This is a genomic window from Novosphingobium sp. BL-S-34, assembly GCF_056857015.1.
This window is the reverse complement of record NZ_CM166472.1, coordinates 1,110,052-1,129,779: the sequence shown is the minus strand read 5'-3', so window position 1 is coordinate 1,129,779 and position 19,728 is coordinate 1,110,052. Positions and strand designations below refer to the sequence as shown.

General features: G+C 57.8%; 13 protein-coding genes and 2 pseudogenes. 10 read left to right on the top strand and 5 right to left on the bottom strand.

Annotated features, from left to right (window positions below):
* Positions 1-466 precede the first annotated feature (466 nt).
* The 5 genes from AC1VV3_RS05185 to istB all read left to right on the top strand — a co-directional run bounded on the left by AC1VV3_RS05185 (position 467) and on the right by istB (position 10,725).
* Positions 467-3,349, top strand: a complete 2,883-nt coding sequence (locus tag AC1VV3_RS05185; protein WP_482962011.1) for an ATP-dependent helicase — start codon at positions 467-469, stop codon at positions 3,347-3,349.
* A 42-nt stretch (positions 3,350-3,391) separates the two neighbouring features.
* Positions 3,392-5,185, top strand: coding sequence for a DNA methyltransferase (locus tag AC1VV3_RS05180; protein WP_482962010.1), 1,794 nt, complete (start codon positions 3,392-3,394; stop codon positions 5,183-5,185).
* Positions 5,178-7,874 (top strand): type III restriction endonuclease, encoded by a 2,697-nt coding sequence (locus AC1VV3_RS05175; protein ID WP_482962009.1) that lies wholly within the window; start codon positions 5,178-5,180, stop codon positions 7,872-7,874. The genes AC1VV3_RS05180 and AC1VV3_RS05175 overlap by 8 nt, the downstream gene beginning before the upstream one ends.
* A gap of 573 nt (positions 7,875-8,447) precedes the next feature.
* Complete coding sequence (gene istA, locus AC1VV3_RS05170; protein WP_482961681.1) at positions 8,448-9,974, top strand: IS21 family transposase; 1,527 nt, start codon at positions 8,448-8,450, stop codon at positions 9,972-9,974.
* Positions 9,975-9,984: 10 nt separating this feature from the next.
* Entirely contained in the window at positions 9,985-10,725 is a 741-nt protein-coding gene (gene istB / locus AC1VV3_RS05165; protein ID WP_482961680.1) for an IS21-like element helper ATPase IstB, read from the top strand.
* A gap of 104 nt (positions 10,726-10,829) precedes the next feature.
* On the opposite strand, the gene AC1VV3_RS05160 is transcribed toward istB, so the two are convergent.
* From AC1VV3_RS05160 to AC1VV3_RS05150, 3 genes are all read right to left on the bottom strand, one after another.
* Positions 10,830-12,221 (bottom strand): GNAT family N-acetyltransferase, encoded by a 1,392-nt coding sequence (locus AC1VV3_RS05160; RefSeq protein WP_482962008.1) that lies wholly within the window; start codon positions 12,219-12,221, stop codon positions 10,830-10,832.
* A gap of 150 nt (positions 12,222-12,371) precedes the next feature.
* Positions 12,372-12,848, bottom strand: coding sequence for a hypothetical protein (locus AC1VV3_RS05155; RefSeq protein WP_482962007.1), 477 nt, complete (start codon positions 12,846-12,848; stop codon positions 12,372-12,374).
* 65 nt (positions 12,849-12,913) lie between these two features.
* Positions 12,914-13,597 carry a hypothetical protein gene (locus AC1VV3_RS05150; RefSeq protein ID WP_482962006.1) on the bottom strand — a complete coding sequence of 228 codons (684 nt, stop codon included), beginning with the start codon at positions 13,595-13,597 and terminating at the stop codon, positions 12,914-12,916.
* Positions 13,598-13,828: 231 nt separating this feature from the next.
* Between AC1VV3_RS05150 and AC1VV3_RS05145 the strand changes: the two genes are divergently transcribed.
* Genes AC1VV3_RS05145 through AC1VV3_RS05135 form a run of 3 tightly spaced genes read left to right on the top strand, consistent with a single transcriptional unit; the run spans position 13,829 to position 16,997 of the window.
* On the top strand, positions 13,829-14,551 hold the full coding sequence (locus tag AC1VV3_RS05145; protein WP_482962005.1) for a hypothetical protein: 723 nt from the start codon (positions 13,829-13,831) through the stop codon (positions 14,549-14,551).
* A 54-nt stretch (positions 14,552-14,605) separates the two neighbouring features.
* Positions 14,606-16,291 carry a DarT ssDNA thymidine ADP-ribosyltransferase family protein gene (locus AC1VV3_RS05140; RefSeq protein ID WP_482962004.1) on the top strand — a complete coding sequence of 562 codons (1,686 nt, stop codon included), beginning with the start codon at positions 14,606-14,608 and terminating at the stop codon, positions 16,289-16,291.
* Between the two features lie 4 nt (positions 16,292-16,295).
* On the top strand, positions 16,296-16,997 hold the full coding sequence (locus tag AC1VV3_RS05135; protein ID WP_482962003.1) for a DarT1-associated NADAR antitoxin family protein: 702 nt from the start codon (positions 16,296-16,298) through the stop codon (positions 16,995-16,997).
* Positions 16,998-17,131: 134 nt separating this feature from the next.
* Here the strand turns inward: AC1VV3_RS05135 and AC1VV3_RS05130 are convergent, their stop codons facing one another.
* Positions 17,132-17,899 carry an NYN domain-containing protein gene (locus AC1VV3_RS05130; RefSeq protein ID WP_482962002.1) on the bottom strand — a complete coding sequence of 256 codons (768 nt, stop codon included), beginning with the start codon at positions 17,897-17,899 and terminating at the stop codon, positions 17,132-17,134.
* A 454-nt stretch (positions 17,900-18,353) separates the two neighbouring features.
* Here AC1VV3_RS05130 and AC1VV3_RS05125 point away from each other — a divergent pair, with 454 nt between their 5' ends.
* Positions 18,354-19,292 (top strand): ArdC family protein, encoded by a 939-nt coding sequence (locus AC1VV3_RS05125; RefSeq protein WP_482962001.1) that lies wholly within the window; start codon positions 18,354-18,356, stop codon positions 19,290-19,292.
* On the opposite strand, the pseudogene AC1VV3_RS05120 reads toward AC1VV3_RS05125, so the two are convergent.
* Positions 19,222-19,521, bottom strand: a pseudogene (locus tag AC1VV3_RS05120) (tyrosine-type recombinase/integrase); the annotation flags it as partial. The gene AC1VV3_RS05125 and the pseudogene AC1VV3_RS05120 overlap by 71 nt on opposite strands.
* Here AC1VV3_RS05120 and AC1VV3_RS05115 point away from each other — a divergent pair.
* Positions 19,495-19,647 (top strand): annotated as a pseudogene (locus tag AC1VV3_RS05115) (transposase domain-containing protein); the annotation flags it as partial. The pseudogenes AC1VV3_RS05120 and AC1VV3_RS05115 sit on opposite strands and share 27 nt — an antisense overlap.
* Between the last annotated feature and the right edge of the window lie 81 nt (positions 19,648-19,728).

Genomic DNA, 19,728 nt, shown 5'->3' with positions numbered 1-19,728 from the left:
TGAGATGTGTCGAAAATTAGTATTTGCGTGACTGCTTGTCTGGCGCGGAGAAACGCGCAATCGCAGTATTCTATTGCACTCTAGACTGGAGCGACAGCCTTTCGTAGCAGAATGCCGCAGGCGTCCAGCATTAGGTGATAAGTGAAATTGAGCTCTGATCTATTATCCTCGACTGACGAACTCGAATAAACCCGCAGCTGTGCGAGTCGCCATCAAGTTTAGTTCGCGATTTGGAGGCTTGTCAGCGCGATGGCACGGCCTCCTGCTTGAATTTCACCATGCTTGATCATCCTACCAGTCACCTGATAGGAGCCCTGGAGGGGGCACTCAATAAGCCCGAAATCGTCATTGGGACAGGACGAGACTGAATTCTGGCTCAATACCAATTGAATATCGGGTGGGCAGCTCGGCCGCGACAATCTTTTAACAATGGTCTGTTGAACGACGCACAATCAAAGGAGGCAGTGTGGGGGCAAATTTCGAGCAGCAGAAAGTTATTGAAACGCTCGATGGGCCCTTGCTGGTTGTCGCAGGACCGGGATCTGGCAAGACCTTCTCGTTGGTTGAACGAACGGTAAATTTGATCGCGTCGCGGGCCGTAAAGCCGGGGCGCGTGCTCATCACGACTTTTACTGAAAAAGCGGCAAAGGAACTCAAGGTCCGGATCTCTGATCGACTCCAACGGTCCGGCGCGAATGTCAACCCGCTCGAGCTCAGGGTCGGCACGTTGCATTCGATCTTTCTGGATATCATTGACGAGTTCCGCGCCTTTTCGAGCATCCGTCGGAATTTCACGATCCTCGACCAGTTCGATCAGCAGTTCTTTGTGTTCCAGCGATTGTCTGAATTCCGGGCAATTGAGGGATTAGAAGACTTCATACGGCCGTCGCAGAATCTGCCTTCATGGCGTGTCGCTGAACGGCTTTGCGGCTATCTGAACAAGCTTTCCGAAGAAGCCGTCATGCCGGAAGCTCTGGCAATGGCAACAACGGCTGATCTACAGATGCTTGGCAAGGCGTACACCCTCTACCAAACGCTGCTTGGTCAATATAATTACATCGACTTCTCATCGATCCAAGTCGAGGTGCTTCGATTATTGGAGCTGCCTGAAGTGGCAGAACAGCTCTGCAAACGCTTTGATTACTTGATGGTTGATGAATATCAAGACACAAACGTCATTCAGGAGCGGATAGTTCTAAAGCTAGCTTCTCGCCACAACAATATTTGCGTCGTTGGGGATGATGATCAGGCTCTCTACCGGTTTCGTGGCGCTTCGATCCGCAACATCCTCGAATTTCCGAGCCGCTTCTCCGAAGGCGTGTGCCAGCAGATCTACCTGACCAAAAACTACCGGTCACATCCTGATATCGTCGATTTCTACAACCGCTGGATGGATCTTGCTGACTGGCAAGGGATTGATCGATCCTACCGCTTCCCCAAGGTCATCGAGGCTGCGGGCGATGACCGCGCAAAGCGCCCTGTTGTCTTTAAAGTCTCCGGAGAGGATGGCGAGGACAACTGGGCCAGCGAAATTGTTGCCTTCCTGAACAAACTTCGCGGCGACGGCATCATCAAGGATTGGAACCAGGTCGCGTTCTTATTTAGGTCGGTCCGCAATTCCAAGGTCGCACAGTTCGCCAATGATCTGGAAGCAGGGGGCATCCCTATCTATGCACCGCGTTCCAACATGTATTTTGAGCGCGATGAAATCCGGCTGCTGATCGGCGCTTTCATGTTTCTCTTCCCCCAATACGGGGCGATCCGAGCCACGCGGGAGGGGATGCAGCTTGATGTCTGGGCCTATTTCGACCGTTGTCTGCGGGACTTCATCACCCATCTCAAAACCGGCGCTGACGAGCAGATTGTTGCATGGGTCAAAGACAAGGCGAGGGAGCACCTCACGCTGTCGGAGAACACCAACTACTCGTTCGCCAACCTGTTTTACGATCTGATCCAGTTCCCTACATTCAGCCGTTACCTCGGCGAGCACCTCGCTCACGCCGGGGTCAGAGACAGTCGCCCGGCACGCAACCTCGCCAAGTTTTCGCGGCTGCTCAATAAGTACGAATATCTCTACAACGTCATCATCCTTCAGCCGGATCGGCTTGAGCGTGATCTGATTACTCTCTTCAATTACTTTCTGCGATTCCTGTGGGATGGCGGGATTGAGGAATATGAGGATGAAGCGGAATATGCCCCATCGGGCTGCGTCTCCTTCATGACGATCCATCAGTCCAAGGGGCTGGAGTTTCCGATTGTCATTGCCGGCTCACTCGACGCCGTGCCGCGTCATCAACGCTCACCGTTGGATGACATGCTCGAGGCCGAGTTCGGCACGGACGAACCTTTCGAGCCGCTCGACAGGATCAAGACATTCGACTTCTGGCGGCTGTTCTATACGGCATATTCGCGCGCGCAGAACATGCTCGTCCTTAGCTGTCAGGAGAATACACCTAAGGCGCGGGGGCAACGCCACGTGCCAACGCAATGCTTTCAGCCTGTCTATTCGCCACTCAAGTGTTGGCGCGAGCTGAGGTTTGATCCTGGCGCCATCAAGCTGGCTGCGGTCAAGGAAGCCAATCTCAAGCACAGCTACTCCTTCACGTCGGATGTGCTGATTTTTGAGGCCTGTCCACAGCAATACCGCTTCTTCAAGGACCTTGAGTTTGCTCCCGTGCGCACGAACGCCATTCTGTTCGGCACACTAGTCCATCAGACCATTGAGGACATTCATAAGGCGGTGCTTCGCGGGGACGAGAAGAAGGTGACCACCGAACAGATCGATCAGTGGTTTCGCAGCAATTACGCCAACATCTCGCAGAAAGAGCGCGTTTATCTAGGCGAGCCGGTGCTTCACATCGCCCGGCGGCATATCGCGACCTATGTGGCCCGAGAACGGACCAACTGGCACCGTTTACGTGAAGCCGAGGTCGAACTTAGTCTGCTCAAGGAGAATTACATCCTGACAGGCAACGTCGATCTGATCCAGGCCGACGACGGGTCCTGGGAGATCATCGACTTCAAGACGGAAAAGAAGCCAGACCTGATTGACGATGCTGAGAAGCTGGCGCGCTACCGGCGGCAACTACAGATATATGCTCACCTGTTTGAGGAAAAGTGCGGCGTTCGGGTGGATCGCATGGCACTCTATTACACCGGCGAGGAAGCTGGAAACCCACGGATCACCTTCAAACGAGAGATGGCCGACATCGAGGGGACAATCGACCAGGTCGATTTCGTTATCGGCAAAATCGTATCAAAGGATTATGGGTTGCGAGACCGACCGGAGAAGCTGTGCAAGAACTGCGACTTCCGGTCATTTTGCAACATGACATTCTGCCGCGTCTAATGCGCGGCCAACGCCGAGACGGCAGGGAATTGAAGGGGCGGCATGAGTAAGAACAACCCGGAAGCATTTGAGACGTTTGAATTCGATCTGCCGCCGATCCGAGGGTTTCCCGAGCTGCGTTGGGCGGGAAAGCGCCCATTCAAATCCGCCCAGTATTTTCCAGCCCAGAAGAAGGAATCCTATGGCGATCCGACGGATGGCTGGTGGAATCAGGTCTACTGGGGTGATAACCTTCAAGTGATGTCGCATCTGCTGCGCGAATTTCGCGGCAAGGTTGATCTGATCTATTTAGATCCGCCGTTCGACAGTAAGGCCGAATACAAGAAAAAAATCGGCTTGAGAGGCAATAGCGCCTTCACAGAGCGATCCTCTTTTGAAGAGGCGCAGTATGCTGATATTTGGACTTCCGACGGCTATTTGCAGTGGCTCTATGAGCGGATCATACTGTGTAAAGAGTTCCTAAAAGATGGCGGTTCAATTTTCGTTCATTGCGATTGGCATAAATCGCATCAAATTCGAAATATTCTTGATGAAGTTTTTACCCCTACCGCATTCATGAATGAAATAATATGGCATTATTATAATAAAATGCAGGGGAACATCAATAAATTTGCTTCGAACCATGATGTTATCATTTGGTATAAATCTGGTGGCAGTCCGAAATTCAACAAAATTCGGGAAAAGCGCGATAAGCCCGTTCAGCAAATTAAGCGCGAATGGAATCCTGAGACGCAATCATTGGTGAATGCCAAAGATGAAAATGGGAACGTAGTATATATAAATTCGACTCACAGGACCGTCGATGATGTTTGGCGTATGTCTATGCTGCAGCCTGCAGATAAGGTCGAGCCCACTGGCTACCCGACTCAAAAGCCCGAGCATCTTATTGCACGAGTGATTCAGGCAGCATCTGATCCGGGTGATCTTATATTCGATCCTTTTATGGGTTCAGGGACCACTCAGGCTGTCTCAATGAAGCTGGGTCGTCGCTTTCTCGGGTCAGATATTAATCTTGCGGCCGTCGAAACTGCCGTCGAGCGATTTAATACGATTCGCCAATGCCATGACCTGAATTCCAGCAATAGCGATCTGTTCGACGAGGAAGATGAGCGGAAGCCCCAGAAATTCTACACCGGTTTCGAGGTATACAACGTCAACAACTACGATCTCTTCCGCAATCCTGTTGAAGCTAAGGAATTGATCCGCGAGGCGATGGAGTTGCAGCCTTTGCCTGCCAGTAGCGCGTTCGATGGCCAGCGCGAGGGTTATTTGGTCAAGATCATGCCGGTGAACCGCATCGCGACCCGGCAGGATTTGAACGAAGTTATCAACGGGCTCGACTTCAAGGCATTCGAACGCCGCAAGGCGGAAGCGCCGAACCAGCCCGTCGAGCGCATCCATTTGGTTTGCATGGGCCACGAGCCCGATCTTGGCTCGCATCTAACGCTTGAGGCCAAGAAATCAGGCTTTGATATCGAGGTGATGGTCACAGATCTCGTTCGCGACAAGTCCCATCTGCATTTCAAGAAGTCGTCGGACGCTCGCCTGGCCATAGAAAATGGCGAGCTGGTGATTGCAGGCTTTTTCCCGATGAACCTCTTGCAGAAGCTGTCGCTGGAAAGCGATGCTGTGGAGGACTGGAGGCAACTGGTCGAAAGTGTGAAGGTCGATTTCCATTATGACGGGGCCGTCCTGACGCCGGCAATTGTGGATGCGCCGGGTAAGGATGAACTGGTTGTTGGCCGCTATGCGATCCCTGATGACGCGGGTACTATCCGAGTGAAGATTACCGATCTCCTCTCTGAGTCATGGGAAGGTGAGATCCGGAATGGCTAAGGGGAAGAAGACGGTCCGGCAGGACTTCGCCTTTTTTCAGGCGCTACTCAAATTCTACGCAGACAATCGCGGGACGATCCGGAAGCGCTACAAGCAGCTTTCGAAGCAGCTTCTCGACTTCAACGATCCTGAGCTGCGGACAGATGCTTTTTTGCGGAAGCCGCAATTCGAGGCTTTTGAAACTTATGTCTTTTTGAAGGAATTCGGCGACAACGCTCATGTCCATGAGCTTTTCCAGCAATGGGCCAGGAACGAGGGGCTGTTTTCCGAGTTCCAGACGACCGGCGCTGACCGGCAGGGCCAAGGCACACTCCTTCCCTTCATGGAGCTGGAGGGTGAGGACCAATATCAGGCGATCTTTACCCGGTTGAGCGAGCGTGCCCGCTCCTATCCGAACTACATCTTCGCCCTGACCATGGGGCTGGGCAAGACCATCCTGATGGCGACATGCATCTTCTATGAGTTTCTTCTCGCAAATAAGTTCAGCAAGGATACCCGATTCTGCAAGAACGCGCTGGTTTTTGCGCCGGACAAGACCGTGTTGCAGTCACTGAAGGAGATCCAGACTTTCGATCTGGAATTGGTCATCCCACCGGAATATGCGAATTTTCTGCGTTCGAACCTGAAGTTCCATTTTCTCGATGATACCGCCTCGACCATTGGTGCGCAGGATGGATCTTCGTTCAATGTCATCATCTCGAATACACAGAAGATCATCTTAAAGCGTCGCTCGGCCGAACTGACTGTTACCGACAAGCTGTTCTCAGAAAAGGCCGGAACGCTCTCAGAGGTCTATGGTGAGCTTTACGAAATGCTGGGCGAAGCCGCGCCAGAAACCGACGCAGATCTCGCCGTCAATGCGCGATTCCAGCGCATCGCACGGCTACCACAACTGGGAATTTATGTTGATGAAGCCCACCATTCCATGGGTGCGGCATTGGAAAAGGACCTCGGACAGGCCAAGCAAGACTCAGCGCTTCGCACGACAATAGACGAATTGGCACGTGCGCTCGAGCACAAGAAGACCAGTGTCGTCGGATGTTACAATTTCACCGGCACTCCCTATGTCAAAGACACCATCATGCCAGAGGTAGTCTATGCCTATGGGTTGAAGGCGGCGATCGATAAAGCCTATCTGAAGCAACCAGATTTTGTCGATTATTCCGGTAACGTAAAGTCGGGTGATTTCTTAAAGTTGGCAGTGCAGGACTTCTGGGAGCGTGAAGGAGAGAATCGGCGTGAAGGCATGCTGCCGAAGCTGGCGATCTTCGCATCCACCATCGAGGAATTGGACACCGAGCTGCGCCCAGCTTTGGAAAAGGTCTTGTCGGACCTAGGAGTACCAATAGGCCGCATTCTGGTGAATGTCGGTAACGAAAAGCTGACCACTGCCGAGGACATTCGCGAGTTCAACCGCCTTGATACCGAAGAATCCGACAAGCAATTTATCTTGCTCGTCGGCAAGGGGCGGGAAGGCTGGAATTGCCGCTCGCTGTTCGGGGTGGCGCTCTATCGAAAGCCAAAGTCCCGTATTTTTGTGCTGCAATCGACCATGCGGTGCCTGCGCGCAATCGGCGACATCCAAGAGTCGGGACACATTTACCTATCGGCCGAGAATATGGAGATACTCAAGGACGAGCTGCAGCAGAACTTCCGCGTCACCACCGATGAGATCGGCCCGAAGAAAACCGATGACAGCCAGACCTATACCGTCATGGCAGTTCCTCCGCCAGTGGTGCTGACAATCACGCGCCGTCGCGAGCTCTTTCAGGCTCGACGCAAGGATAAACCGGAGAGGCTGTCATTTGATCTGTCGGATAGCGCGATGGAGCAGTACCGGGCGACGCTTCGCCGTCGAAAAGTCGTGAACGCAGCAGCGGACGAACAGGTCGACGTGACGCACAGGCTTGAGAACCGCAAGTTCTCGCAATACACGCTGATCGCCGAGGTCGCTCGGTATTTCGCCGGCGATAATGTATCCCCCTTTGATATCGGCGACATGCTGCGCGAAACGGAGGTCGGTTTGGACCAGCTGGTTGCAGTTACAAACATGTCGAATGCCATCTTGCATGACTTGATCATTCCATCCGTCTTCCAGGCCTTGTTCGAGATCAAGAAATTCGAAGACTCGATCGAAGAGCAGATAGAGCTCGTGAAGGGATACGATCCCGAAACCAACCCAGTTCCTTCGTTTACCTTCAGAGCGAAGCCGCATCTGGTGGCGAGCAGAGACTTACCTAGGTATTCTAATGCTCTGTATCGTACGTTCCACCTCGACCATTACTGTTTCGACAGTCAGCCTGAGATAGATTTTTTCGAAAAAGTCTTGGATCTTAACGACGGCGACAAAATCTACTTCACCGGTATGCTGGTGCATGGGCAGTCGGGCTTCCGCGTAAACTACATCCATCCAGAGTCCCACACGGTCTGCAATTATTACCCGGACTTTCTCATTCTACGTGAAGACGGTACAACGCATCTTGTAGAGGTCAAATCGGCCTGGAAGGCAGATGATCCTGTGGTAGTGGCCAAGCAGGAAGCCGCAGAGCGGCTGGCTGAAGGCAGTCGGTTTCATTACGCCATGCTTACGAAAGAAGATTTTGATGGCTTCCTCACGCCGGAGACTGGTTGGGAGAGGTTCGTGAGTCAGCGAGTATCAAGCAGCACCCTCGCCCTCGGACAGAATTGAGCCAGCCAAGGGTCTCGGTGTCACTGCTTTGGAATGTCCGTCCTGAAGTTCCGCGCGGACTTGATGTGAGCAAGGTGCTGCCTTTGAAGCACCTTGCTCGTTCAGCAGCTGAGGTTGTTGTTGGCACAGCCTTTGTGAGTAATGCACCACCGCTGGATCATCAGATAGACACCTTAAAGTCGTATCACCAGGCCGGCCGATGAAGGCACTCACTTCATATTGGTCCGCCCTGCTTCAGCAAAACGCCGGTGCATAGTATCTCCTTGGCACGCTCGTCGTTTGCTTCGAGCGGCCGGTTCCATTCCGCTAGCCCGACGGGATGAATGTTCGTGGCATGCAGGCCTGCTAAGCGACACATCTGTTCCAACTCATCGGGGCGGTAGCGGCGGTCTGCGGATTCCGGGGTCATCCCGGCCACCATTCCGATTTGATCCCGGCCGGGATTCCGAGATGATGCCGGCCACCATTCCGAGCAATTCCCGGCCACCTGGGAGGGAGTGAGAAGCCCGATCGTTGGGTCCATCTTATCGGCGCAGCAGCCGGAGGATGGAGATGCCGACGAGGAGGCCGAAGATGCGCCATGTGCGCGAAGTAATGAGAATGCATCGCGAGGCTTGTGTCCCGATGCGCGAGATCGCCCGACTGACTGGCGTCGCTCGGTCTACAGTGCGCGACATGATCGTGCGCTTCGATCGCTCGGGATTGGCGTGGCCGGTTCCGTCGGAGATCGGCGACATAGATCTGGAGGGACGCTTGTATGGCGCCTCCGGCGTAAAGCCGGGACGACGCAAGCTTCCGGAGCCGGACTGGCCGGTGGTAGCGCGCGAACTGAAGCGCAAACACGTGACGCTGCAGGTGCTCTGGGAGGAGTATCGGGCCGAGCATCCGGACGGGTATCGCTACTCGAGATTCTGCGATCTGTTCCGCCGCTGGGAAGGCCGCTTGCCGCTGGTCATGCGCCAGAGCCATGCCGGGGGCGAGAAGCTGTTCCTTGATTACGCTGGCGATACGGTGCCGGTCGTGGTGGACCGGCGGACCGGGGAAGTCCGCGGTGCCCACATCTTCGTCGCCGTGATGGGCGGATCGAGCCTGTCGTTTGCGCTGGCGACGTGGACCGAGCAGTTTCCTGACTGGATCGCGGGTAACAATGCTGCCTTCGCCTTCTTCCGCGGCGTGCCCCAGTTGCTGGTACCCGACAATGCCAAGGTGGCGGTGATCAAGGCCTGTCACTTCGATCCTCAGGTGAACCGCAGTTACACGGACATGGCCCGGCATTACGGCACGGCGATCCTGCCGACCCGGCCGCGCAGGCCGCGGGACAAGGCCAAGGTCGAGGCCTGCGTCGGTATCGTCGAGCGCTGGCTATTGGGCCGCTTACGTAATCGGATCTTCTACAGCCTCGCCGAGGTGAACGCAGCGATCGCCGAATGCCTTGCCGATCTCAATGATCGGCGGGTGCTGCGCCAGTTCGGCAAGACACGCCGCCAGCTGTTCAACGAAGTCGATGTTCCAAACCTCAAGCCGCTGCCGGCAGAGCCGTGGGTTCATGCCGAATGGCGCCGCTACCGCGTCGGGCTCGATTACCATATCGCGATCGAGCGGCATCACTACTCCGTCCCTCACCGCTTCGCCCGCCGCGAGGTCGAAGCTCGGTTCACTGCCAGCACGGTAGAGATCTTCCTGGGAGGCGAGCGCATCGCCGTGCACATGCGCGGCAGCGGGAATGGCCGGCACACTACAGTCCCCGAGCACATGCCCTCCAGCCATCGGCGCTACGGCGAATGGACGCCGGCAAAGATCCGCGAAGAGGCAAGCCGGATCGGGCCGATGTTGTCCCTATTGGTGGAGAAGGTCATCGAGGCGAAGCCCCATCCCGAACAGGGCTACCGGTCATGCTTGGGCATCATCGGGCTCGAGAAACGCTTCGGTGCCCAGCGGCTCGAAGCCGCGGCGCTGCGCGCCCTGGAAATCCAGGCGCGCAATTATCCGTCGGTCAAATCGATCCTCGAGAAGGGGCTCGATCAGGTGCCCGTTCCCCAATCTCCCGAGCAAGAGCCGATCATCCACTCCAACATCCGCGGCTCAAGCTATTACAACTGAAGGAGCAAGAATGCTGAAGCATCCCACTCTGGACCTCATGGGCCAGCTCGGCCTGGCCGGCATGGCCAAAGCCTTCGCCGAGATGGAAGGCAACGATGACGCGGCGAGCCTCAGCCATGCCGAATGGCTGGCGCTGCTGCTCGACCATGAGGCCACCTACCGAAATGACAGACGCCTCGCTCTGCGCCTGCGTCACGCCAAGCTGCGGCACCGCGCCGTGCCCGAGGACGTTGATTACCGAACGCGCCGCAGTCTTGACCGCCGGCTCTTCGAGACGCTGCTGGCCGGCGAATGGATCTCCAGACACGAGAACTTGGCCATCATCGGACCTACGGGCATCGGGAAAAGTTGGTTGGCCTGTGCGATCGGCCACAAGGCCTGCCGCGATAACCGTTCGGTTCTCTACACCCGGTTGCCGCGGCTGATCGACGAACTGACGCTGGCCAAGGGTGACGGCCGTATCGCCGCCCGCATGAAAAGCCTCGCCAAGGTCGAGTTGCTGATAATGGACGACTGGGGTCTTCAGCCGCTCGATGGCAACGCCCGGCATCATCTCCTCGAAATTCTCGAGGACCGCTACGGTCAGCGCTCAACGCTTGTCACCAGCCAGCTTCCCGTGGCCCGCTGGCATCAGACTATAAACGATCCGACCTACGCCGACGCCATCCTGGACCGCCTCGTGCACAACGCACACCGGCTCGAACTCGAAGGTGAATCCATGCGTCGGCCTGCACAGCAAACCGCCGCTTGACCATCACCAATCCCCAATGCCATCAGGCGACACGATCTGGCTTCTGCCCGGCCGGGATCAAATCGGAATGATGGCCGGGATCAGATTGGAACAGGCGGCCGGGATCATCGGAATCCGCAGCGGTCGCAGACGAGAAGTTCGATGGGAGGCATTCCCGCCATGCCGAACTGCTCTCGTCTGTAGACGACGCCTGAACCCATATCGGCGAGAAACTGATTGGGGTCCCAGATATTGCCCGTGTTCTGCATCGTTTTGCTGGCAGGTATCTTGTGGGCAAGGTTTGGCTCTTGGCCAAGGTCGCCGGTATGGATGGCAATGCGCTCGGTGACGACCCTGTTCATAACAGAGATTGCAAACGTTCCGCTGGGTTTGAGGTGACGCGCGATCGTCGAGACGATCTCGCTGTTGTCATTGTCGCTTCGGAAGCTTCCGACCACGTCGTAGAGGCAAATAACCGCATCGAAGGTTTGTCTGAGATCCAGGGTGCGGGCGTCGCCTCGCAAGAAGTGAATTGTTTGTCCTTGCTCGTGTGCCCGCTTGCGCGCTTGTGCAAGCCAAGCCTCGGAGCGGTCAACGGCAGTCACCTTGTAACCCCGCAAAGCTAGTTCGACTGCATGCCGACCATTGCCGCATCCAAGATCGAGAATGCTTGCGCCGGGGGCGATCTGCAGGAGTTCAACCAGGACATCGCACTCGGACCCAAAGTGCTTCATCCAATTGTGAGGTTTGACGGCTCCATAAGCCATCCGATCGTAGGCCTCACTCACGACCCTGCCTCCAGCATCGAACAGTTCGTCGATATCGGTGGACGTGAGGTCGCGAGGATTTTGCGACTGGAACACAACGGCGAGCCATTCCTCAGTAGCCGCCAGCTCACCTAGCATCCATGGAGCCGCGTCGGACACTTTCGAAATTGAGGCATCGGAAGCCTCGTGGCTAACGCGGAAGCCCGTGTCGATTACAGCGCGGCGGTCGTCGACCGTGATTGGGCTGTCTAGATAGCCCGCAACACGTGGCAGAGCCGTTCTTAGCATTTCTATGCGCTGCCTAATCTCATGCGGTGAGCAGCGTCTAAAGGTCGCTGCTTCGAGCGCCCGGATGGCGAAGGGGTTCGCCGACGCTAGCCCCCATGCCTGGTCGTCCGAAAGTCCCCAAGCGCTTCTAAGGAGCCCGGTCGCGATGCCTTTTTGCTGGTGATCGCTATGAACGACCAGTTGAGTCACCCAGCTGACGGCGCCCCCGTCAACTTGAATGCGTGCGCCTATAGCGTAGCCAACCAGCATGTCACCGTCTCGGGCAATAAGCACGTAAGCCTCTTCTCGGTCGAGAAGGTCGTTTAACCTATCTCTTGGCATGGTCACGCGATTTCCCGGCTGAGGGGCAGACGCTCCCCAGATTCCGTAATGGCGGTCGAACAAGTCCTTTAATTCGAGTCGGATGTCGTCAACGAGCTCTTGGCCATCGGCGATCGAGTATCGATAGTTCTTTGTCGTCACGCGGCATCCCAAGACTGAATTCTGACCGGCGCAGCTTGTCGTGCCCGACCGATGCGAAGCCCCTCAAACCATCTTCATGCAAACCGTGGGTAGCAAATGAGTTGGGCCGAAGGTGCCTTACTAGGTGAACGATTTTGCCGCAACAATCGATCACTCCCCGATCAGTGCCTGGACCCGGTCTAGCTTGATCGACATGATGCCGAACCCAACCATCGATACGCCAAGGCCAGCGGCGTTCATTGCGAGGTTGGCTACGCCCAAATTCTCGAGGAGTTCCATCCCTTCGTCGAGCGTACGGAGTTGGTCGCTGATCCCGTCGAGCTTTTCGTCTACGCGCGTCATGCCATGCTCGAGCCTGCCCACACCTTGTTCAACGCGGTTCACGCCGGAGCGGATCGCTTCGCCCTGCACCAGTTGACCAGCCTGCAATGCCAGGTCTGCCCCGGCGGTGACTGCGCCGAAAGCCGGATTACCCGTTGCGGCGGTGACCGAGGTGAACTTTCCGGCTGGGCCTGACAACCGTTGGGACAATGGTCCTGCGATCGGCGCAGCCTCTTGTAAGAACCCCACAATCCGTCCTGTCTTGGTATCGCGAAGGACAGAGCCAGTGAGCTTGAGAGTGCCCATCAGAAGCTTGCGCCGATGCTGCGCGGGGACCTGCATCAGGATCTGTCCGGCGAGGCCTTACATGGTCACAGATTTACGCTCCTGGCTTCGTGAGTGACATCTTCAATGAGAAGAATGAGTTGGGCCTTGAGAGGGCGCGGCGTCCCGGCATCTCCCATCCAGGCGGAGGCGATCCGTTCGGTGCCGAAACGGCGGAGTCGCTCGTACAGGCCGGTGGTATCCTGCAAGGAGCGGCTGACTGTATCAGCGACGGACGTGACGCCATCTGCAACCCAGATGCCCCATTCCCGAGCTGAGCGTGCTATCGCAAGGTCGCCGACCCGCTTGGTTACACGCGACAGCCTGCCTTCGCCCTGCTGGAGGAGGAGAGTGGAGGAGCACTCCGTATCAGATGGCGTGGCCGGCTCAGGTTCTGCTGCAGCCGGCATTTCGATCGCCGAGGCGCTCGCAGCCAGCGCATCCGCGAAAGGAAAAAAGCGGGGTTCGAGCGCGCGAAGCTCCTGTGCCGCTTGGTCCAGGAAAGTGTCGATGCGCAGTGCGACCTCAGCGGGCATCAGCTCGTCGATCCGAGCATTTACGAAACCGGCGGGGTCCCAGACCGATTGAATCAGAGCGGCGTCTTTGATCTGCCGATCGAGGGCCGTGCGTGCTTCGATGCCTGCCGTGTTGAGCATGGTCATCGCGTGGAAGAGCTGGCGATCACGCCATTCGGTCACAGCTTGGCGGCGGGAGAGAAATTCGATGTCCATGGTAGGTGGACGGTGTCCGTGCTGGGGGCGGATTTTGTAGGGCGTGCCAGTGCTGGAGGTGTCCCAATGGCAAATTGTTTGTTGATTTTGCTAATTTACTAGATGCTTACTTGCCCGCAAAGCACTACCAAGGGAAGAGGAACTATGCGCGGCACAAGGGGCTGTCTCATGATGGGATGCGACATTTTTATTTGGCCAGGTACGCCGCTCCCGCTTGGGCGGTCCTGAAAGTTGGCGGCGTTGCTTGGCTTTTTCGTATTCGTGATGGGCGCCATAGTCGCGCTGGCCATTGTCGGGGCGATCCTTCGCGCGCTGGTGTTCGTGCTCCGGGCAGTTGGGGTGCTTTGCGTGACCTGCGCCTTGGGCGCAGCCGCTGGACTTGGCGCTTCGGCGTTTGGAATAGAAACCGAATACGCCTGGGCGGCGGGTCTGATTGTCACTGTTCTGGCGGCGGCGGTAATCTTTCAACGTGGGAGTTCGAGGCGGCTACCGGCTCTTTGTCCCAGAGAAGAAGTGCTGCTGCCTGATCCGGTAGCTCAGGAGCCCGAAGTCTATGCCGGGCTCATCGAGCCGCGCGCCGAACGCAAAGTTGCGAAGGCATGGGAACAGCTAACGGGGATGCTGCCGGCAGCAGACGTCCGGAGCCTCAACCGTGCCCGTGATGCCTGCGCACGGCTTATGGCGGCTTCCGTCGCGGAGCCGCTGGCGCTTGAACTTATGGAAACGGCAGTCCTGATCCGCCGCAATCTGCCGAAGCTGGCGCATCGCAACGCTTTGCTATGGAGCGATGCTGATGAAGCTGAGCGTGCGGGCCTCGCTGCCGGTATCGTGGCGGATGTAGCGCTATTCAAGAAGCGCGCCGAGGGCCAATTGTCTTTGCTTCGAAGCAATCGCCGCGATGATCTGCGAGCAATGCGAAGTCATTTGGCAGCCCGGGCCAACGAAATCGTGTGACAGTGCCGAGAATTTAGAGGGCGATGCAGAGAGTTGCTTGTCCGAGGGGGGTAAATGTTTGGTTCGATTCTGGGCTTTCAGATCGCGATTTTCCTGTCGATCCTGGCCGTACGTGTTCTCGCGAGAGGCAAGCTTGAGCTCCTATGTCTTGGCTGGACGATCTTCACGTTCGTGATGGTCTTCGCGTCGCCGCTGATCCTCCTGCAGCTGTTTGTCATCTGGGGAAGTTACGGCCTCCTGTCAGGAGGCGGCGATCAATCCCGGACCGGCAACGGTACTCGCCCGGGCGCACCTCTTCCGTCGGTGGCCGGCACAGCTCCTGTCCTCGACCGGGTAAACCTCCAAGGCAATGGAACACCCCAAGCGACGCAGCCTTTAATGGGCACGGTTTCCGCGGAAGGGCTTCTCGACAACCTGGCGGCGGGCGCTGAACATTTTCGGCGCAAGTCTGAAGAACTGCTTGATGCCGTCCAGGTCAAGGTCGCCATCCAGGAAAGGGTGTCGGCGGTAGTTCGCACGACTTACCCGGAGCAGGCCGTGCTGCAGGCGGGCCTCAAGCGGGCTGGTGAGGAAGACCGGATCGACCGGACTTACGATACGCCGGAAAGGCGCGCCCGGTTTGACAAGGCATTGGCTGACATCACCTCTGCCATGGAGCAGACGAAAGCCGAGCCCGCTCTGCGCGTTCCTTCGACACCACCGGATTTCAGATTTCCGCCCCGGCACACCGACGTGCGAGTGGCCGACGGCGCAGAAGCAGGCATCCTGGAAGCAAAGGCAAAGCACGCGCGTTTCCTCGAGGATGTTTGCTTGCAGCTCAGGGAGAATGCGAACCTCGCAAGGCATTTCTGGAAGGCTCTGGACAAGCTGGACGAACCGGCAATTGCGCAGGGGTTCGCTAGATACGCCAAAAGCCAGGGGATTGATGGTCCACCAGCGGTTCATTCGCCACGGGAGAGCCCTGAGACGGCTCAAAAGTCCGTTCTGGCCGACATCATGCCCACACCAGTGCGCCAGAACCCGTTCCGAGGCGCAATTGCTGCGGCATTGGCCGAGAACAGGCGGCTTCAGCTTTCTCCGGTCAGTCCCTTCGAGCAGGAAGCGGAAATGATCCGTGCCATCTGCGGACTGCAGGGCATCGCCTCGCTCTATCATTTCACGCGTGTCGAGAACCTTCCATCCATCTTCCAGCACGGATTGCGCCCGGTACAGGCATTGCAGGCCAGCCGGATTCCGTTTCGCTGGAATGACGAGCATCGGATCGATGGGCACGAGAATGCGATCTGTGTTTCCATCTCGCATCCCAACGAGAAACTTTTCTATCGCTGGCGGATGAACAATCCGGCGCAGCGCTGGGCAGTGCTCTCGCTCGATCCGGCCATTCTCTGGGAAAGCGAGGTGGCGTTTTGTGCGCACAACGCTGCGGATCGTCGGATCAGCAGGCGAGACCGGAAATCACTGGGAAGCGCCAAGGCATTCAGCAGCCTGTTCCTGAATGGCGATGCTCCGCCTACTCGGGCGGAGCTAGGGCTGGCGTCCTGTGATCCGACCGATGTGCAGGCCGAGGTTCTGGTTTTCGAGGACATTCCTTCCTCCGCGATCACCGGGATCGTGTTCAGTGATCCTGCGAGTTTGACGCAATGGCAATCCGTGGTTGGCGAGCGAGACGCGATCGTCCATGCCGACAGAACGGGGCTGTTCGGGCTACGCAGCGTAGCCCGTAAGACCGGAGGTAATTGAGAAGATGGCGGTTCGGCCGGTATTCATTCCTGTAGCTGATGGGCCGGTCTTCGTGCGGACAGAAATGGTTCCTTTCACCTGGCATCCAGGTCTCTCCGTTTCGCAGAAGCAAAAATCGGTAGCTTCACTTCACGAGGCAGCCAGCGAAACTCTGGGGCTGTCGGCGATCCTGGAAGTGTCGAGCAAATCGACCGAGCAGCTTGGCGTTGCTCTCAGCGCCTTCAATCTGCCGATTTATCATCCGCTCGTGGAACGGCAGGTAAGTGTCGAGTGCGCTTTTCAGGCAGGGAAGGTCTTCCAGGAGGGAGGCCCCTTTCTTGACCTCCTCCACATGACGCCGCGCGATGCGAAACGCGACCCTCGCCTTCGCGAATCCGCTCAACTGACCGCATTCCGGTTCGATGGGGAGGAGTGGCCGATTGAACCGCAGACCGCCTTTTATGACTGGCTCTACATCACGGCTCTGCTTGACAAGCCCGAACTCGCCAAGCCGATCCTTGCTCATCAAGCCTTCACCGACATCGAGTTCAATCCGCAGCAATCGATCAACTGTCAGGCCTATTCGGTGGCCCTGTGCGTTTCGCTTGCGCGAAGAGGAATCCTTATGGAAGTCGCCAGCACCCGTGAAACGTTCCTGGATTGCCTGAAAGGCGCGGGCATTAGCAATGCGCGGCAGAACGATGTTCAGCAGGGTTTCCTGTTCTGACTGCGCCCTGCGGCTGGGGAGCACGTTGAGCCACTCGTTGGCTCGAATATCTTCAGGTGCAGCGTGTTCTTGTCTTTAGCGGCATCCGTGGAAGTGCGGCGCAGCAGAATGACAGAGCGACAACGCTTGTAAGCTCACAGCTTGGACTTTCCAGTGCCGCTCGATTTGGGCAACTGCCTGTATCGGATATGGACGCCGCGCCCCGGCGTGCGCCTGACATCGAACGCACCGGTCTTCTCGACCAGGTCGCCGAGCTTGGCATGGCCGAAGGTGCGAGGGTCGAAGTCGGAGGCTAAGGTCGCGAGGCGTTGGCCCACGCCTCCCAGAGAAACCCAGCCGTCGTCGTCTTCGAGTTGCTTGACCGCGCGGCGGATCAGCGGGACCGCCATGGAGGGCGAGCGAGCGGCAGACGCAGGGCGCTGATCCGGTCTTTCCGGTTCATCGGAGGTCGGGGCCTCGGGCAGGAGGTTCTCGGTGTAGATGAAACGCTTGCAGGCCTGGCGGAAGCTCTCTGGCGTCTTCTGTTCCCCGAAACCGTAGACATCCACTCCCTGTTCGCGGATGCGGGCAGCGAGACGGGTGAAGTCGCTGTCCGAAGACACAAGGCAAAATGCCTCGAAGCGGCCGCTATGGAGCAGGTCCATAGCGTCTATGACCAGGGCAATATCCGATGCGTTCTTGCCCACGGTGTTGGCAAAGTTCTGGTGCGGCATGATCGCATGGGTGGCCAGGACATCCGACCAGGATTTCAGCCTGCTTCCGGAAAAGTCGCCGTAGATGCGGCGCACGCTGGCCTCGCCGATCTTGGCAATCTCCGCGAACAGTCCGTCCGCAATCCGGTAGGAAGCATTGTCCGCGTCGATGAGGACGGCGAGCCTTGGTGTTCTTGGTTCTGAAGCCATTCCTTATCATGACTTCTCGTAGGGCTGTCTTCCACCCTTAAATCGTCCTCGGTTTTGTCGGGGTTGCCTGGGACCGTTTCTGGTCCGGCTATGGCCGGGTGGGCTGTCACCGCGCGTCCCGCGCGGCCGGGCTCTATCTCGCTTTGCTCGACCGAGCCGCCTTTGGCGTCTCGTCCCTTCGGGTCACGATCCCTGACAGGTGGGGCCCTGCCGGGCCGAATGCGGACGCCCTGCCTGCGGCATGGCGGCGCTTGCCCTGCTCCTGGCTGGCGGGGGGCGTCACGGACCGATAGCCACGCCATGGCGCGCCGCAACCCGGGCTTTGCCCGGGTCCTCCACTACGTTTCGGCCCTTCGGGTGCAGCCCGCCATCTCGGCGAGGCTCCTGGTCCGCTCCTGCCGCCCCCCGCCACCCCGGCGCCGGTCAATGGCGGTTTTGAGAAAGGAGTAGGGTAATGAGCAGGCCAGAGCGTCTATCGCTTTATGGAGAAGTTACCGCCCGCATCATCGCAGAGCTCGAACAGGGAAGGCTTCCCTGGGTGCAGCCGTGGGACACGTCCCGGTGCCCCTACATGATGCCGCGCAATGCCGCTTCGGGGCGGGCTTATTCGGGGATCAACGTCCTCATCTTGTGGTGCAAGGCGGTGGAGCGGGAGTTCACCTCGCAGCGCTGGCTGACCTATCGGCAGGCGATGGCGGCGGGCGGAAATGTCCGGCGCGGCGAGAAGGGCACGGTGGTCTGTTATGCGGATCGTTTCACGCCCAGGGACGAGGCGGAGAAGGCGCGCGGCGAGGACCGGGAGGCAAGGACGATCGCTTTCCAAAAGCGCTTTGTGGTCTTCAATATCGATCAGTGCGAGGGGTTGCCGGAAGGTTTCGAGGGCGAGGTTGCCGTGCCCGATCCGGTCTTGAGCCATGCCGAAGTGGGCCGGCTTATTGCTGCAAGCGGCGCGGATTTCCGGGTCGGCGGGGACAAAGCTTATTATTCGCCGACGCAGGATTACGTGCAGGTTCCGCCGCAGGCAGCTTTCCATGAACCGGTGAATTGGTTCCGCACGGCGCTTCATGAAATGGGGCATAATGCCGCGATCCGGATTATGCCGCATGACCTCCGCAGAGGGCGTGTTTTCCAGGCATCGGCCATGCGGCGGTTCGGCATAATTAGAGCTCTTCCAGGAAGGCGAGAAGCTGGTCATCGGGCCGGAAGCGGCCTGACGGCGTGGACGGAGCAGCGAGGCGGGCGAGTGCCTTTTCCTTCATCCGCATGTCGGCGTGGATGTAGATCTGGGTGGTCTCGACGTTCTCGTGGCCAAGCCAGAGCGCGATCACTGCTGGATCGACGCCGTGATGGAGCAGGTCCATCGCCGTGCTGTGGCGCAGCGCATGCGGCGTAACCCGCTTGACGCCGATGCTCGGGCACGCGCGCGATGCCGTGAGGCAGTGCTTGCGAACCAGATGTTCGAGCGCATCCCGGCTCAGTCTTTCGCCCCGGATAGACGGGAACAGAGGCTTGCCCCCATCCTTGTCGTTGCCGATCCACGCGGCCAGCAGCTTGGCAGTCTCGCGACGAAGCGGGGTGGCGCGCTCCTTCCGGCCCTTACCGGGCGCCTCAACGACGTCGATCCGCTCGCTTGGTTCACCGACGTCCTCGCCCGGATCGCCGACATACCCCAGAGCCGCCTTCACGAACTCCTGCCCTGGCACTGGAAGGCCGCTCAGCAGCAGCTCTCTGAGGAAATCGCTGCCTGAACTCCGGCGGCTCCGCGCCAGCTAGCGGATGCGTACCGCGACAACCCCCAGCAACGATTTTCCAAACAGCCTCTTAGAAGA

Excerpts from the sequence above, each read along its gene's own strand:
- AC1VV3_RS05135 (WP_482962003.1), top strand. The coding sequence starts at position 16,296 with ATGGCGGTTCGGCCGGTATTCATTCCTGTAGCTGATGGGCCGGTCTTC.
- AC1VV3_RS05155 (WP_482962007.1), bottom strand. The coding sequence starts at position 12,848 with ATGGGCACTCTCAAGCTCACTGGCTCTGTCCTTCGCGATACCAAGACA.
- AC1VV3_RS05180 (WP_482962010.1), top strand. The coding sequence starts at position 3,392 with ATGAGTAAGAACAACCCGGAAGCATTTGAGACGTTTGAATTCGATCTG.
- istA (WP_482961681.1), top strand. The coding sequence starts at position 8,448 with ATGCGCCATGTGCGCGAAGTAATGAGAATGCATCGCGAGGCTTGTGTC.
- AC1VV3_RS05130 (WP_482962002.1), bottom strand. The coding sequence starts at position 17,899 with ATGGCTTCAGAACCAAGAACACCAAGGCTCGCCGTCCTCATCGACGCG.
- AC1VV3_RS05175 (WP_482962009.1), top strand. The coding sequence starts at position 5,178 with ATGGCTAAGGGGAAGAAGACGGTCCGGCAGGACTTCGCCTTTTTTCAG.
- AC1VV3_RS05140 (WP_482962004.1), top strand. The coding sequence starts at position 14,606 with ATGTTTGGTTCGATTCTGGGCTTTCAGATCGCGATTTTCCTGTCGATC.
- istB (WP_482961680.1), top strand. The coding sequence starts at position 9,985 with ATGCTGAAGCATCCCACTCTGGACCTCATGGGCCAGCTCGGCCTGGCC.
- AC1VV3_RS05125 (WP_482962001.1), top strand. The coding sequence starts at position 18,354 with ATGAGCAGGCCAGAGCGTCTATCGCTTTATGGAGAAGTTACCGCCCGC.
- AC1VV3_RS05150 (WP_482962006.1), bottom strand. The coding sequence starts at position 13,597 with ATGGACATCGAATTTCTCTCCCGCCGCCAAGCTGTGACCGAATGGCGT.